The sequence below is a fragment of the Pseudoxanthomonas sp. 134C1 genome (genome assembly GCF_057773065.1).
The window spans coordinates 379,168-392,909 of record NZ_JBYMTH010000003.1; the positions used below are offsets into that span (position 1 = coordinate 379,168).

The window sequence follows — 13,742 nt, forward strand, 5'->3', positions numbered from 1 at the left end:
GCCGTTCCTCTTTCACGATATCCACGTTAAGCCACCTTACTTCATCCGGGCACGCTTGCCCTGCCCCAGCGCATAGACCTCCGGCGACCGCTTGCGCGAGGCGTCCGGCTTGCGGATGACCACCTTGTCGTACCGGCGCCGCAGTTCCTTGACGTAGTCATCGAAACCGGTGCCCTGGAACAACTTGATCAGGAACGCACCGCCGGGCTTGAGGTGGCCATCGGCGAATTCCATCGCCAGCTCGGCCAGATACATCGCCCGCGGCTGGTCCACCGCGTCCACACCACTCTTATTGGGGGCCATATCGGACAGCACAAGGTCCACCGGCTGGCCGTCCAGCATGGACTCCAGCTGGGATAACACGGTCTGTTCCCTGAAGTCTCCATGAAGGAACTCGACCCCGGCCAGCGGCGGCATGTCCAGGATGTCCATCGCCACCACCCGGCCGTTGTCACCCATGGCCTGGCGGACGAACTGGGACCAGCCGCCCGGGGCGGCGCCCAGGTCCACCACCACCATGCCCGGTTTGAGCAGGCGGTCGCGTTCAAGCAGCTCTTCCAGCTTGTACGCGGCGCGCGAACGCATGCCCTCGGCCTGCGCCTTTTTCACGTAGGGGTCGGAAAAGTGTTCGCGGAGCCAGCGTTGGCTGCTTTTGCTGCGTGTGGCCATGAGGGGCGTCAATCTCCGCCGGCCTTGCGACAGCGGGCGGAACGGCGGCGGGAAAGGCCGCCATGATACCCTGAACGCCCTTCCCCACCCTGATTTGTGCATGCCCGTCGTTCTGACCTCCGCCCAAACCCGTTTCCTGCGTGGCCAGGCCCATGACCTGAAAGCGCTGCTGCAGATTGGCGGCAAGGGGGTCACCCCGGCGTTCATCGCCGAACTGGACGGCGTGCTGGAGTACCACGAGCTGATCAAGGTGAAGGTGGCGGGCGAGGACCGCGAGGCCCGCGACGCGATGATCGCCGAACTGGTCGAGCAGACCGGCGCGGCGCTGGTCCAGCGCATCGGCCACACCGCAGTGCTGTATCGCCCCAGCAAGGAACGCCGCCAGATTGTCCTGCCGCGGGCCTGATGGCCTGCCCGGCTCCGAGTCGCCCCGCATGCAACTGAGCCACGAACTCCCCGACTACGCCTACACCCTGCGCGCGGCCGACGGCCGCAGCGCCAAGGTCAACGACCGCGTGCTGACGACCAGCTTCGTGCTGTCGCCGTCGGAACTTCGCGAGGACTGGAATCCACGTGACGTCGCCTCGCTCACGCCCGATGACCTGGCCCCGCTGCTGGCGATGCAGCCGGAGGTGATCCTGCTGGGGACCGGCGATCGCCAGGTGTTCCCGCCGGCCGCGGTGATGGCCGCCGGGCTGACCCGCGGCGTGGGCATCGAGGTGATGACCAACGCCGCCGCCGCCCGCACCTTCAATGTGCTGGCCAGCGAGTCGCGCCGGGTGGTGGCCGGCTTCCTGCTGGACGCCCCGGCCGCGTGAGCCGGCGGCAGGCGCTGATCGCGCTGCTGTCCCTCGTTCTGCTGGCCGCCTGCCAGCGCACCCTGTTTTCCCCGGAAACCGCCGACCAGCGATTCGTTCGCTGGCACCGCGCCCACGCCGCCGAGGCCGGGGCCTACCAGGCCTGGCTGGCAAACCAAGGCGTGGCCGATGTGGCGCCCTTGTCGTCGTTGTTGCGGACCTCGCGGCGCTGGCGACGGTGCGAGGTCTCCGAGTTCGCCGTGCCTCCACGCACCGAGTGGGCGCGGATGCCGCCGACCCTGCGGCTGCTGCGGCAACTCCAGGCGGAAGGCCTGGCGGATGGCGGACACATCCGATCCGGCTGGCGGGATGCACGGACCAACACCTGTTCCGGCGGCAGCACGCGCAGCCGGCATCTGGCCAATCGCGCGCTAGATCTGGATCTGGTTTCCTCGGTGACGGCCGCGCGCCTGTGTGGCTACTGGCGCGAACATGGCCCCGCGCTGCGGATGGGACTGGGTTTCTACTCTCCCGAGCACATCCACATCGATACGGCGGGTTTCCGTACCTGGGGCAATGATCACACCCGGCGTACCTCGCTGTGCGTGCACCCGCCACAAGCCCCGTAGGAGCGACGTCAGTCGCGACCGGAACACTCGGACGCAAGGCCTCGTCAGCGCCGCTTGCTCGACTCCACGCCCATCAATCGCACTCCAAGGCCGAAATGGTCCGACGCCCAGGTGCCATCGGAATCGGCGCGGTCGAACAGGATGCGTGCCTCGCCCACCCTGAACGCATCGGTCTGGAAGAACACGTGATCGATACGTTGCGACGGATGCCCCATGTGGGGATTGAGCGTGGTGTGCGCGGGCGCATCCACGTCCTGATCCGGATGTGCCGCGCGATAGGCACTGGTGAAGCGCGGTGACAACCCCGTCAGTTCCGGCGTACCGTCACCGGTGTTGAAGTCGCCACCGATGATGGCGGGCGCCTGACCGCCGGCACGATCGATGAAGGCCAGCACATCCGCGATCTGACGCGCACGGATGGCGCCACCTTCGGGCTTGTAATGAAGATGGGTGACATAGACGTCGAGCGGCCGCCCATCGAATTCGGTACGCACCCAACCCGCCACGCGGTAGTCATCCAACGGTTGCAGCTTGACGGCTTCGCTTGCGCGAATGGGATGACGGGTCAGGATAGCGTTGCCGTAGCGATGCGCCTGCCCCTCGGGATCCACCGAGAAAAAGCGGTACTGATAGCCCAGTCGTCCGGCCAGGCTCTGTGCCTGGTTGACGAGACCGGGATCCTGCAGCACTTCCTGCAACAGGATGACATCCGGCTTGCGCTGCTCCAATTCGCGCACGATCAGATCCTGCCGGCGTGGCCAGTCCTGCTTGTCGTGCCACAGATTGAGCGTGACGACATCAAGCGCGTCGGCGCCATCCGGCAGCGTCGCCTGCGCTTCGCCTCGCGACGGCATCCGCGCACAGGCCGCGAGGGCCAGCGCCATCACGCATGCGAACAGGCTTTTCATGCGCATCAGCGACGCGCCTTCAGCGCGCCGGCAGGTATTGCTGCGGATCCACCGGCTTGCCGTTGTAGCGGATCTCGAAGTGGAGCATCTCGCGCGAGGCGCCGGAACTGCCCATTTCCGCGATCTGCTGGCCGGCCTTCACGTTCTGACCTTCATTGACCAGGCGCCTGCGATTGTGGCCATAGGCCGACAGCCAGGCTTCGCTGTGCTTGACGATGATCAGTTCGCCGTAACCGACCAGGCCGGCGCCGGAATACACCACCACGCCGTCGGCGGCCGCACGCACTGCCTGGCCGCCGGAACCGGCGATGTCGATGCCCTGCTTGGTGGCGTCACCGGCGATGAAGCGCCCGACCACGTGGCCGTCCGCGGGCCAGCGCCAGCTGAAACCACTGTTGACCGGTGCGGCCTGCGGCGGAGGCGGTTTGGGGGTGCTGGTAGCCGGCGGCGTCGCGGGACGCGGTGTCGTGCTGGGGGTGCCGGTGGCGGCGGTACCGGCAGGTGGGCGGCTGCCGGAAGATGGATACAGGCGCAGGGTCTGGCCAGGGTAAATCGTGTACGGCGAGCCGATGCCGTTCCAGGAAGCCAGATCGCGGAAGTCGATCCCGTTGCGGAAGGCCAGGCCGTACAGGGTATCGCCGCGCTGCACGCGCACGGTCTGCCCGTATTTGGGCTGCGACACCACCCTGCCACCGCCCGAGGAACCGGTCTGCCGGACCACGGTGCTGTGGCAGGCCGCCAGGCCGACCATCACCGCGACGCTCAGGACAAGGGCTCGCGTGGCTTTCGTCATCCGTTCACTCACCTTCTGCGGAACTCGGGAATCAGGTGGCGGCGCGCCAGATCAACCAGCCCACCAGCGACACCACCAGCGCGGTGGCGATCCAGCCCACCGGCTCGATCCAGCGGCGCAGCGCCGCCTCGGCACGCGCCCCGCCCAACCGGATCGCGATGCCCAGCAGGTAGACCCGCTTGCCGCGCCCGATGAGCATGCTGAGCACGTATTGCAGCATAGGCACGCCCACGATACCCGACGCCCACGTGAATACCTTCATCGGGATGGGCATGAAACCACCCAGCACCAGGAAGGTGAAGACCGCCCACGGCGATTCGACCATCTTGGCCTTCACCAGGGCGATGCCCGCCTCGATGCTGTCGAGCATGCCCAGTGCGGCGAACAGCGGCTTGAGCGCCTCGAAGGCATAGTGGCCCAGCGCGTAACCGACCAGGGCACCGGCCATCGAGCCGAGCAGGCTGAGGGTGGCGAACCACAGCGATCGCTTCGGATTGGCCACGCACATCGGCGCCAGCATCACTTCCGGCATCACCGGGAAGATGATCGCCTCGACGAAGCTCAGACCGGTCAGCAGCGCGGGCGCGCGCGGATGCCTGGCCCACTGGATCGCGCGCTCGTACAGCGGTTTGAAGATCTGCATCCGCGATCAGTCCAGGGTGCCGGACAACAGGGGAACGAACACGACCGGCGCCAGGGTTTCCTCCTGCACGCCGCCGTCCTCGCGCTTGGTGAGCTTGACCAGCGATTGCGAGCCGGAACCCCCGACCGGCGCGATGAGGTGCCCGCCCACCGCGAGTTGTTCGATCAACGCGTTGACCAGCGCGGGCGCCGCGGCGGTCACCATAATGCCGTCGTAAGGCGCGTGTTCCGGCCAGCCGATGCGGCCGTCGTCATGCTTGCTGCGCACGTTCATGCCGAGCTGGCGCAGGCGCTTGCGCGCCTGGCGCAGCAGATCGCCGATGCGTTCGACGGTGTACACCTCCAGCCCCAGCGCGGCCAGCACCGCGGCCTGGTAGCCGGAGCCGGTGCCGATTTCCAGCACCTTCTTCGGCGCGCCCTGCAGCAGGGCTTCGGTCATGCGCGCGACCACCCACGGCTGCGAAATGGTCTGGCTGTGGCCGATCGGCAGTGCGGTGTCCTCGTAGGCGCGCGTGGCCAGCGCCTCGTCGACGAACAGATGGCGCGGCACCATCCGGATCGCGTTGAGCGCGGCCTCGTCGCGGATGCCCGACTCGCGCAGGCGCTCGACCAGGCGATCCCGCACGCGCTGCGAGGTCATGCCCATGCCCACGACTTCCGGTTGCAGGCGCAGCCGTGGGGTCATGCCGGGTTCTCCAGCGACGAAGTCAGGCCGTCGACCCAGCCGGCGACCTTTTCGAGTGCCTGGTAACGGGTCAGATCGACATGGATCGGCGTGATGGAGATGTTGCCCATGCGCACGGCATGGAAATCGGTGCCGGGGCCGGCGTCCTGTTCCGGACCGGCGGGGCCGATCCAGTACACGGTATTGCCGCGCGGATCCTGCTGGGTCACGCAGGGCTCGGAGCGGTGGCGGTTGCCGAGCCGGGTGACCTCGAAGCCACGGACTTCGCTCCAGGGACGATCCGGCACGTTGACGTTGAGGATGGTGTCCGCTGGCAGCGGATCGGCCTTCAGCCGGGCCACGATCTCCACCGCGGCGCGCGCGGCGGTCTCGAAATGGCGCGGCTCGTGGTTGCGCGAGACCAGCGACATCGCCACCGCCGGCAGGCCGAGGAAGCGCCCTTCCATCGCCGCCGACACGGTGCCGGAGTAGATCACGTCGTCGCCGAGGTTGGCGGAATTGTTGATGCCCGAGACCACGATGTCCGGCTCGAACTCCAGCATGCCCGTGAGCGCCAGGTGCACGCAGTCGGTCGGCGTGCCGGCGACGCTGCAGGTGTAGTGATCGATCCGCTTGAGCCGGATCGGCAGATCCAGGGTGAGCGAATTGCTGGCCCCGGAACGATCGCGATCCGGGGCGATGACGAACACCTCGTGGCCGGCCTCGCGCAGCCCTTCCGCCAGAATGCGGATGCCGGGGGCGTCGACGCCGTCATCGTTGCTGACAAGTACGCGCATGTGCTTCCTCGGGGGATGCCCCATGATACCGGAAGCGGGTGACCGCTTCCCGCGCTTGCGTCACGCGCCCGCCGCGCTACGCTGTGGACCATGTCCGCTCCCCCCGAAGACGACGACGCCGCCTTGTTCCGCCAGGCCATCGGCGAGGTGAAGCCCATGACAGACGCGGCCCCACCGCCGCGCCGGCCCAAGCCACGGCCGGCGGCCCGGATGGCCGAGCGCGATGAAGTGGACGCGCGCAGCGAATTCCAGCGGGGGCTGGACGATCTGGCGTTGCTGGAAGCCGGCGACGTGCTCAGTTTCCGCCGCGACAATGTGCCACCCCGGGTGTTCCAGCGCCTGCGCAAGGGCCAGTTCTCGGCCCAGGACGAACTGGATCTGCATGGCGCCACCGCCACCGAAGCCGAACGCCTGCTGCGTCAGTTCATGCTGGAGGCCCATGCGCACGAGCATGGTTGCGTACGCATCGTCCACGGCAAGGGCCGTCGCAACGAACGCGAGATTCCGGTGCTGAAGAACCTGGTGGATCGGCTGCTGCGGCAGCGTGGCGACGTGCTGGCATTCCATTCGGCCCCCGCTTCGCAGGGCGGAACCGGCGCGGTGCTGGTGCTGCTGGCGCGACGCTGACAGGCGCGGGCAATACGGCACCGTCGGACCATCGTACCGGCGCAATCAACTCGTCATCATCTCGCACGAGCGCGGAAGCGATGGCCTGATCAGGCCGCCGGCGTCGCGTCGCGATCCGCTTCCACGACCTCGCCCAGCTCGTGCAGCAACGCGGTGGCGTAGCTGCCGGGCGGCAGGGCGAACCCCAGCGACAGCACGTCGTCGGCCAGCCATTCCCAGGCCAGTCCCTGCGGGCGCAGACGCAGCGCGCGGCGCTCCTGACGCAGTTCCGCCTGGTCCAGCCCGCCACGCAAGCGCAGGGCGGTGTCGTCCGCCAGCGCCGCCAGTTCCAGATCCCGGCAGGCATCGGTGGTGCGCAGTTCCCCCGCGCCCCACAACGGGCCGCTGGGATGGATGTCGAATGCCGCCAGCCGCTGCGCCAGCGTATCGTTCCACGGTTCCGGACCGAACACGCTGCGACTGCCGTCCAGCGTCCACACCTCGCCAGCCATGCCCTGGTTCCAGTTGCCCGCCGTGATGCGCGCGGTCAATACCCGATTGAACAGTTCCGAGCGCGCCGCCGACAGCAGCATCGAGCGTTGATCCCGGCGTACGCGACGGCCACCGAACATCGCCAGCGCGGCGGCGACGTTGCCGCCGTCGCGGCCGAAGCGCTGTTCGCCGAACCAGTTGGGCAGGCCCTGCGCGGCGATGTCCGCCAGGCGCCGTTCGATGTCCACGCGCGCTCCGCGCACCTTACGCAGCACCAGCACGAAACGGTTGCCCGCAAGCGCGCCGCGCGGCAGCTTGCGGTTGTGCCAGGTCGATTCCAGCACCTGCAGATCGTCCCCGTTCAAGGCGGCGATGTCGGGCGCGTTGCGCTTGGGCAGATGCACGCTGAAACGCTGGCGGGTCACCGCGTGGCGATCCTTCAGGCCGGCGTAGCCAATCGCCATTTCCGGCAGTCCGGCCCAGGCGGCGATGCGCTTGGCGGCGAAGGCGGTGTTCATGCCGCGCTTCTGCACGGTCAGCAGCAGGTGCTCGCCTTCGCCGGTGGGCTCGAAACCAGGCAGTTCCTCGACGAAGAAGTCCTCGGGCGTGGCGCGGAAACGCGCCTCCAGGACCGGCGCACCGAATGCGCACGGCAAGCCCTGCGACGCGGGGGTGGATGTCGCTTGTGGCGTATTCAACATGTCCAGTAAATCCGGTTGACTAGATCGACAACTTCCGGACCGTCGCTGCAACCGCCCACCTCGGCGGCCTCCACGTCTTCCGGAGTGTCGGCGATGATCCAGCTTCCGCTGCGGGCATGCCAGACCAGTTCTCCCTCGGCCAGGACGCCCTTGGGAAACACGCGGGTGGCCTGAGGATTGGTGATGCGAATCCGGCGCTGCTGGATGACAACGTTCAATTCCATGCTCTGCATCTCGGGATGCTCGGCGAACCGGTGCCGGAACACGTGCTTTCCGGACGATATCGGCAACGGCGGATCGGCTGGCGCACGCGGGTCCACGGCCTGACCTCGCGAAACATCACTTGCCGCGAGCGCGCCCAACGATGCCAACAGCCAGAGAAGTCTCATCCCGCAACTCCATGGTTCACGCACGTACCAGCAATACCGCCGCCTGCGCGGCGATGCCTTCGCCACGACCGGTGAAACCCAGCTTCTCGGTCGTAGTGGCCTTGACGCTGATCGCATCCGGCGCGATGCCGAGATCCTCGGCAATCGCCGTGCGCATCGCTTCCGCGTGCGGACCGACCTTGGGCCGCTCGCCGATCACGGTGACGTCGGCATTGCCGACGCGCCAGCCGCGCTCACCGATCAACGCATTGCAATGACGCAGGAAATGGCGACTGTCCGCACCTTTCCAGCGCGGGTCCGAGGGCGGAAAATGTCCGCCAATGTCGCCCAGCGCGAGCGCGCCGAGGATGGCGTCGCAAAGCGCGTGCAGGACCACATCACCATCGCTGTGGGCCAGCACACCGCGTTCGTGCGGCACGCGCACGCCTCCGAGCATCAGATGGTCGCCGTCGCCGAACGCGTGGACGTCGAAGCCCTGGCCGATGCGGATGGTAGGAAGGTCGGGCATGTGTGGTGTCCTGCGGTAAGGGTTCGGCGGAACGGATTTTCGCGCCCGCGGATACTGCGATGAGTCAACGCCCGCGCTGGGCCAGCACGAACTCGAACCGCGCCAGATCCGCCGGGGTGGTGATCTTGAAGTTGTCCTCGGCGCCTTCGATCAGCAACGGGCGCAGGCCCTGACGCTCCATCGCCATCGCTTCGTCGGTGACTTCGATACCGGCGCCGGCGGCGCTCTCCAGCGCACGCTGCAGGTGCAGACGGCGGAACAACTGCGGGGTGAAGGCACGCCACAGCCGCTCGCGCGGTTCGGTGCCGTCGATGCCGCCATCGTCCCCCGCACGCTTGAGGGTGTCGCGCACCGGCGCGGCGAGAATCGCGCCGACCGGGTCGTTGCGGCCCCGTTCCAGCAGCTGTCCCAGATCGGCCAGCGCCAGATTGGGCCGGGCGGCATCGTGCACCAGCACGAAGTCGTCCGCGCGCACGTCCTCGGGAAGCGCATTGAGTCCGGCCAGCACCGATTCGGCGCGGGTCGCGCCACCGGCGCAGATCAACAGCGGCCGGCCCGCGAACGCGGTCCAACCCGGCCAGTCCGGGTCGTCCGCGGAAATCGCCAGCACCGCGCCAAGCACGGCGTCGTGCGCGAACAGCGCCGCCAGCGTGTGCTCGAGCAACAGATGTCCGCCCACCCGCAGGTATTGCTTGGGTATCTCGCCGCCGAAGCGCGTACCACGCCCGGCGGCGGGAATGACCGCCCAGATCCCGGCCATCAGGGTTGATGCTCCGGCTCGGCGACGAGGGCCGGTTCGACCGCCGCGTCATCCCCTTCCGCGGACACGGGCGGCACCGGCACCGGCGCGGTCGGTTCCACCACACGGTAGAACTTCTCCCCGGGCTTGATCATGCCCAGCTCGCTGCGCGCGCGTTCCTCGACCGCCGCCTCGCCGGACTTGAGGTCCTCGACTTCGGCGGCGAGCGCGTCGTTGCGTTCCTGCAGGCCGGCATTCTCGCGCTTCTGCACGATGACCTGGCTTTCCAGCACGACCACTTCGCCCGAACTGCCCGCGCCGAACCAGAACCGGTATTGCAGCCAGGCCAGCAACAGCGCCAGTACCAGCAGCAGCCAGACCAGTCGGCGCATGGCTTACTTCTTCAGCGAGACAAAGGCGTTGCGGCCGGCGTAACGCGCCGCGCTGCCCAGCGCTTCCTCGATGCGCAGGAGCTGGTTGTACTTGGCCACGCGATCGCTGCGGCACAGCGAGCCGGTCTTGATCTGGGTGGCCGTGGTCGCCACCGCGATGTCGGCGATGGTGGTGTCCTCGGTTTCGCCGGAGCGGTGCGAGACAATCGCCGCGTAGTTGGCGTGATGGGCCATGGCGATGGCTTCCAGGGTTTCGCTGAGCGTACCGATCTGGTTGACCTTGATCAGGATGGCGTTGGCGGTACCGGACTCGATGCCTTCCTTGAAGATCTTCGGGTTGGTGACGAACAGATCGTCGCCGACCAGTTGGACCTTGTTGCCGATGCGGTCGGTCAGCAGCTTCCAGCCGGCCCAGTCGTCCTCGGCCAGGCCGTCCTCGATGGTGATGATCGGATACTGCGCGGCCCAGTCGGCGAGAAAGTCGACGAACTGCTCGCTGGTCAGGCGCTTGCCCTCGCCCACCAGGTGGTACTTGCCGTTGTCGAAGAACTCGCTGGAGGCCACGTCCAGGCCCAGCAGCACGTCTTCGCCGGCGGTGTAGCCGGCGCGGCCGATGGCTTCCAGGATGGTGTCCAGGGCTTCGACGTTGCTGCGGAAGTCCGGGGCGAAGCCGCCCTCGTCGCCCACTGCCGTGCTCAGGCCGTGGCCCTTCAGCACCGACTTGAGCGAATGGAAGATTTCGGTGCCCGCGCGCAGCGATTCGGCGAAGGAATCGAAGCCCACCGGCAGCACCATGAACTCCTGGAAGTCCACGTTGTTATCGGCATGCGCGCCGCCGTTGATGATGTTCATCATCGGCACCGGCAGGGTCACCGCGTCGCCGCCGGCCAGATAGCGCCACAGCGGCTGCTTGCGCGAGGCCGCCATCGCATGGGCATTGGCCAGCGACACGCCCAGCAGCGCGTTGGCGCCCAGGCGGCCCTTGTTCTCGGTGCCGTCCAGGTCGATCAGGCGGCGGTCCAACCCTTCCTGGTCGGCTGCGTCGAAGCCGTGCAGGGCATTGGCGATCGGGCCGTTGACGTTCTCCACCGCCTTGCGCACGCCCTTGCCCAGGTAGCGGGTCTTGTCGCCATCGCGCAGTTCCACCGCCTCCTTGGTGCCGGTGGAGGCGCCGGACGGCACCATCGCGCGGCCGAACGAGCCGTCGGCGAGAGTGACTTCGGCTTCAAGGGTGGGATTTCCGCGACTGTCGAGGATTTCGCGGGCGTGGACTTTGGCGATCGTGGTCATGAGGGGTCGGCCAGACTGTTCAGTTTGAGTAAGGGGACGAAATCGTTCGGAAGGTTACAGGTTTCCGGCGCCAGACGGGCGATGTAGAGGGCGAGCAGGCCAGTGGCCTGCAATTGGCGTGCGCCCTCCGGCGAGCTGATTTCAGCCCCCTCATGATACTGCTCGACCATCGTTCCGACGTTCAGCATGGCGGTCAGCAGGTCGTTGGAGCGTTCCCGGGCGTCGGCCGGCGTCTCGTACTCGAACGACTTCGAGATGCCTACATGGGCCAGCAGTTCGTAGGCGGCGTCGAACAGGCGCGGCACTTCGGGGCTGTCGGCGAAGCGGGCGGCGGCGCCCTCCAGGTCGAAGGCGCGGTCGTTGCCCCGTGCGAGGCATTGCCTGACCTGCGGCATCGCCGCCATCAGCCGCGCGTGCTCGGCCTCGTTCCACACGCTCGCGTAGGCCGGCCCGACCTTGCAGCGCAATTGATCATCGGCGGTGCGCAGGCCGCGCGGGTTGTCCGGCGTGGTCATCAACAGGCGGACGAACGTTTCCGACGGCGCGCAACGGCCTCCCATCATCTGCGAACCCAGCAACCGTTCCATGCCGGCGGTGCGCAACTGATGCGCGGCTTGCGGCCCGGTCAGCGGCCCCAGCATCGTGGCGGTCATCGGCAGCATCGCCACTTCCCGCATCTGCTGCATCAGTTCCTGGCGACCACAGGTCGGCGCGTCGAGCGGGGCGGCCAGTTCCGGCACGTCCACCAGGCGGGCGTAGTCGCGGATCTGCCGTTCCAGTTCTCCCGAGGCCATCACCGCCTCCATGCGTTCGCCGACCTTGCCGTCGTCCCGGTCCTCACGGCCACGGCCTGCTTCGCACTGCTGGAGTTGCTCCAACTCGGTGACAAAAGCATCGCGTTCGGCCGGCGTCCAGGGCACCACCGAAGCCTTGCGGAGAATGTCGACCAGTTCGACCCGCCGCGCGGGATCGGATTCGGCCTTGGCGGCGAATGCGGGCAGTTCCGATTCGGTCAGCGGCAATACATTGGACTCGGCCAGGTCCTCCGGGCTTTCCGCCATCTTCCATGCACCGGATTCCTGTGCCTGGGCCATCGACATGCCTGCCCCCATCAACGCCAGCGCCCACACGCAACAGCGGCCGGAAAGACGAGTGGGAACGGGACGGGGGATCTGGAAAAGCAGCGTGCGCAGGAAGGCGCCTGGGAAGCGGATCATGAGTGAACAAGTACCGGAAACGAAAGAAGGGGACCGTATTCGGTCGCGCTTCGATTATCGTCGCCGCATCAGGCCTTGCCAAATCACATTGACGCTCGTATGCGGCCGTATGTCTTGCGAATCGCACAATGTGCCGCGAGCACGCTCAGCGATTCTCCGGCCGGACGGATTGCTCGTGGATTCGTCGGATGATCACCAGTTTCTCGTCCTTGCCCATCACTGTGGGGACGAGGCGCCAGGAGAATGGATTCACGAGTTCATGGCGCGAATCCGCCTTGCCGTCGTCCCACGTCATGACCAGCGCCAATTCGCCCACGTTGCTTTCGTAGACCAGCCAAGGACCACAAGCGGGACCGGGCGGGTTCCCCGGCAACGGAGAATACGGATCCGATTCGATCAGTACGCCATGCGGGGCGGGATGGCCCTTGATGGCTTCGACGAGTTCGTAGTCCGCTTCGACCTGCATGAGGGTGCCACCCGCAGGCGGCGCCACCTTCCGGTAACCGGTCAATCGCGCGATGAAAACATCGCTGCTTTGCCGGTACGCCAATGCCAGGTCATTCTCGGGAACGCCACTGCCGATCGAACAGGCGACTGCGGGAGCCCCGGCCCCCGCGATATCCAGGATGGTCAGCAACCCCAGCGATTTCATCGCCGGCCGCATGACAGGTGTGCCTATACCGTCTGTTCCAGGAACGCCGAACGCTTGGTCACCGAATCCAGCGCCAGCAGGGTTTCCAGCAGCGCTTCCATCTTGTCCAGGGGCCACGCGTTGGGGCCGTCGGACAGCGCCTTGGACGGATCCGGATGGGTTTCGGCGAACAGGCCGGCCACGCCGACGGCAACCGCCGCACGTGCCAGCACCGGCACGAATTCGCGCTGGCCGCCGGAGCTGCTGCCCTGCCCGCCCGGCAACTGCACCGAATGGGTGGCGTCGAACACGACCGGGCAACCGGTATCGCGCATCACGCTGAGCGAGCGCATGTCGCTGACCAGGTTGTTGTAGCCGAAGCTGGCGCCGCGTTCGCACACCAGGATGTCGTTGTTGCCGGTGGACTTGGCCTTCTCGACGACCGGCTTCATGTCCCACGGCGACAGGAACTGGCCTTTCTTGATGTTGACCGGGCGACCCGCCGAACAGACCTTCCTGATGAAATCGGTCTGGCGGACCAGGAAGGCCGGCGTCTGCAGCACGTCCACCACTGAAGCGACTTCGTCCATCGGGGTGTACTCGTGCACGTCGGTCAGCACCGGCACGCCGATCTGCTTCTTCACTTCAGCCAGCACCTTCAGGCCCTCTTCCATGCCCGGGCCGCGGAAGCTGGTGCCGGAGGTGCGGTTGGCCTTGTCGAAGCTGGACTTGAAGATGAAGTTCATGCCCAGCTTGCCGGTGATTTCCTTCAGCCGGCCGGCCACATCCAACTGCAACTGCATGGATTCGATCACGCAGGGACCGGCGATCAGGAACAGGGGCTGATCCAGGCCAACTTCAAAACCACAGAGTTTCAT

The 13,742-nt window shown here is 67.0% G+C and carries 19 protein-coding genes; 4 read left to right on the forward strand and 15 right to left on the reverse strand.

What is annotated here, in order from left to right:
• Window positions 1-36 precede the first annotated feature (36 nt).
• The gene (gene rlmE, locus AC3DEZ_RS08925; RefSeq protein WP_141456074.1) at window positions 37-669 is read right to left on the reverse strand and encodes a 23S rRNA (uridine(2552)-2'-O)-methyltransferase RlmE; all 633 of its coding nucleotides are present in this window, start codon (window positions 667-669) and stop codon (window positions 37-39) included.
• A gap of 100 nt (window positions 670-769) precedes the next feature.
• Between rlmE and yhbY the strand changes: the two genes are divergently transcribed.
• From yhbY to AC3DEZ_RS08940, 3 genes are read left to right on the forward strand one after another with little or no spacing between them, the layout of a single operon-like run.
• Window positions 770-1,075, forward strand: a complete 306-nt coding sequence (yhbY, locus tag AC3DEZ_RS08930) for a ribosome assembly RNA-binding protein YhbY (RefSeq protein ID WP_488387889.1) — start codon at window positions 770-772, stop codon at window positions 1,073-1,075.
• A gap of 28 nt (window positions 1,076-1,103) precedes the next feature.
• Entirely contained in the window at window positions 1,104-1,487 is a 384-nt protein-coding gene (locus AC3DEZ_RS08935) for an Mth938-like domain-containing protein (RefSeq protein WP_447102930.1), read from the forward strand.
• Window positions 1,484-2,095, forward strand: coding sequence for a D-Ala-D-Ala carboxypeptidase family metallohydrolase (locus AC3DEZ_RS08940; RefSeq protein ID WP_488387890.1), 612 nt, complete (start codon window positions 1,484-1,486; stop codon window positions 2,093-2,095). Before AC3DEZ_RS08935 ends, AC3DEZ_RS08940 begins: the two co-directional genes overlap by 4 nt.
• A 44-nt stretch (window positions 2,096-2,139) precedes the next feature.
• Here AC3DEZ_RS08940 and AC3DEZ_RS08945 read toward each other — a convergent pair whose 3' ends face one another.
• Genes AC3DEZ_RS08945 through surE form a run of 5 tightly spaced genes read right to left on the reverse strand, consistent with a single transcriptional unit; the run spans window position 2,140 to window position 5,899 of the window.
• Complete coding sequence (locus AC3DEZ_RS08945) at window positions 2,140-3,003, reverse strand: endonuclease/exonuclease/phosphatase family protein (protein ID WP_488387891.1); 864 nt, start codon at window positions 3,001-3,003, stop codon at window positions 2,140-2,142.
• Between the two features lie 19 nt (window positions 3,004-3,022).
• Window positions 3,023-3,808 carry a peptidoglycan DD-metalloendopeptidase family protein gene (locus AC3DEZ_RS08950; RefSeq protein ID WP_488387892.1) on the reverse strand — a complete coding sequence of 262 codons (786 nt, stop codon included), beginning with the start codon at window positions 3,806-3,808 and terminating at the stop codon, window positions 3,023-3,025.
• A gap of 19 nt (window positions 3,809-3,827) precedes the next feature.
• On the reverse strand, window positions 3,828-4,439 hold the full coding sequence (locus AC3DEZ_RS08955) for a YqaA family protein (protein WP_488387893.1): 612 nt from the start codon (window positions 4,437-4,439) through the stop codon (window positions 3,828-3,830).
• Window positions 4,440-4,445: 6 nt separating this feature from the next.
• The gene (locus AC3DEZ_RS08960; RefSeq protein WP_488387894.1) at window positions 4,446-5,123 is read right to left on the reverse strand and encodes a protein-L-isoaspartate(D-aspartate) O-methyltransferase; all 678 of its coding nucleotides are present in this window, start codon (window positions 5,121-5,123) and stop codon (window positions 4,446-4,448) included.
• Window positions 5,120-5,899: a 5'/3'-nucleotidase SurE gene (gene surE, locus AC3DEZ_RS08965; RefSeq protein WP_447102936.1), complete on the reverse strand. Its 780-nt coding sequence runs from the start codon at window positions 5,897-5,899 to the stop codon at window positions 5,120-5,122. The genes AC3DEZ_RS08960 and surE overlap by 4 nt, the downstream gene beginning before the upstream one ends.
• A gap of 90 nt (window positions 5,900-5,989) precedes the next feature.
• Here surE and AC3DEZ_RS08970 point away from each other — a divergent pair, with 90 nt between their 5' ends.
• Window positions 5,990-6,526, forward strand: a complete 537-nt coding sequence (locus AC3DEZ_RS08970) for a Smr/MutS family protein (protein WP_488387895.1) — start codon at window positions 5,990-5,992, stop codon at window positions 6,524-6,526.
• 89 nt (window positions 6,527-6,615) lie between these two features.
• Here the strand turns inward: AC3DEZ_RS08970 and truD are convergent, their stop codons facing one another.
• From truD to kdsA, 9 genes are all read right to left on the reverse strand, one after another.
• The gene (gene truD / locus AC3DEZ_RS08975; RefSeq protein WP_488387896.1) at window positions 6,616-7,698 is read right to left on the reverse strand and encodes a tRNA pseudouridine(13) synthase TruD; all 1,083 of its coding nucleotides are present in this window, start codon (window positions 7,696-7,698) and stop codon (window positions 6,616-6,618) included.
• Complete coding sequence (locus tag AC3DEZ_RS08980; RefSeq protein ID WP_488387897.1) at window positions 7,692-7,922, reverse strand: hypothetical protein; 231 nt, start codon at window positions 7,920-7,922, stop codon at window positions 7,692-7,694. The genes truD and AC3DEZ_RS08980 overlap by 7 nt, the downstream gene beginning before the upstream one ends.
• A gap of 181 nt (window positions 7,923-8,103) precedes the next feature.
• A complete protein-coding gene (ispF, locus tag AC3DEZ_RS08985) occupies window positions 8,104-8,595 on the reverse strand; it encodes a 2-C-methyl-D-erythritol 2,4-cyclodiphosphate synthase (RefSeq protein ID WP_488387898.1) in 492 nt (163 codons plus the stop codon).
• A 64-nt stretch (window positions 8,596-8,659) separates the two neighbouring features.
• Window positions 8,660-9,358: a 2-C-methyl-D-erythritol 4-phosphate cytidylyltransferase gene (gene ispD, locus AC3DEZ_RS08990; RefSeq protein WP_488387952.1), complete on the reverse strand. Its 699-nt coding sequence runs from the start codon at window positions 9,356-9,358 to the stop codon at window positions 8,660-8,662.
• Window positions 9,355-9,726, reverse strand: a complete 372-nt coding sequence (gene ftsB / locus AC3DEZ_RS08995) for a cell division protein FtsB (RefSeq protein WP_488387899.1) — start codon at window positions 9,724-9,726, stop codon at window positions 9,355-9,357. Before ftsB ends, ispD begins: the two co-directional genes overlap by 4 nt.
• Window positions 9,727-9,729: 3 nt before the next feature.
• Entirely contained in the window at window positions 9,730-11,016 is a 1,287-nt protein-coding gene (gene eno / locus AC3DEZ_RS09000) for a phosphopyruvate hydratase (RefSeq protein WP_141456062.1), read from the reverse strand.
• Window positions 11,013-12,110, reverse strand: coding sequence for a hypothetical protein (locus tag AC3DEZ_RS09005; RefSeq protein ID WP_488387900.1), 1,098 nt, complete (start codon window positions 12,108-12,110; stop codon window positions 11,013-11,015). The genes eno and AC3DEZ_RS09005 overlap by 4 nt, the downstream gene beginning before the upstream one ends.
• A 268-nt stretch (window positions 12,111-12,378) precedes the next feature.
• Complete coding sequence (locus AC3DEZ_RS09010) at window positions 12,379-12,870, reverse strand: hypothetical protein (protein WP_488387901.1); 492 nt, start codon at window positions 12,868-12,870, stop codon at window positions 12,379-12,381.
• Between the two features lie 38 nt (window positions 12,871-12,908).
• Complete coding sequence (kdsA, locus tag AC3DEZ_RS09015) at window positions 12,909-13,742, reverse strand: 3-deoxy-8-phosphooctulonate synthase (RefSeq protein WP_488387902.1); 834 nt, start codon at window positions 13,740-13,742, stop codon at window positions 12,909-12,911.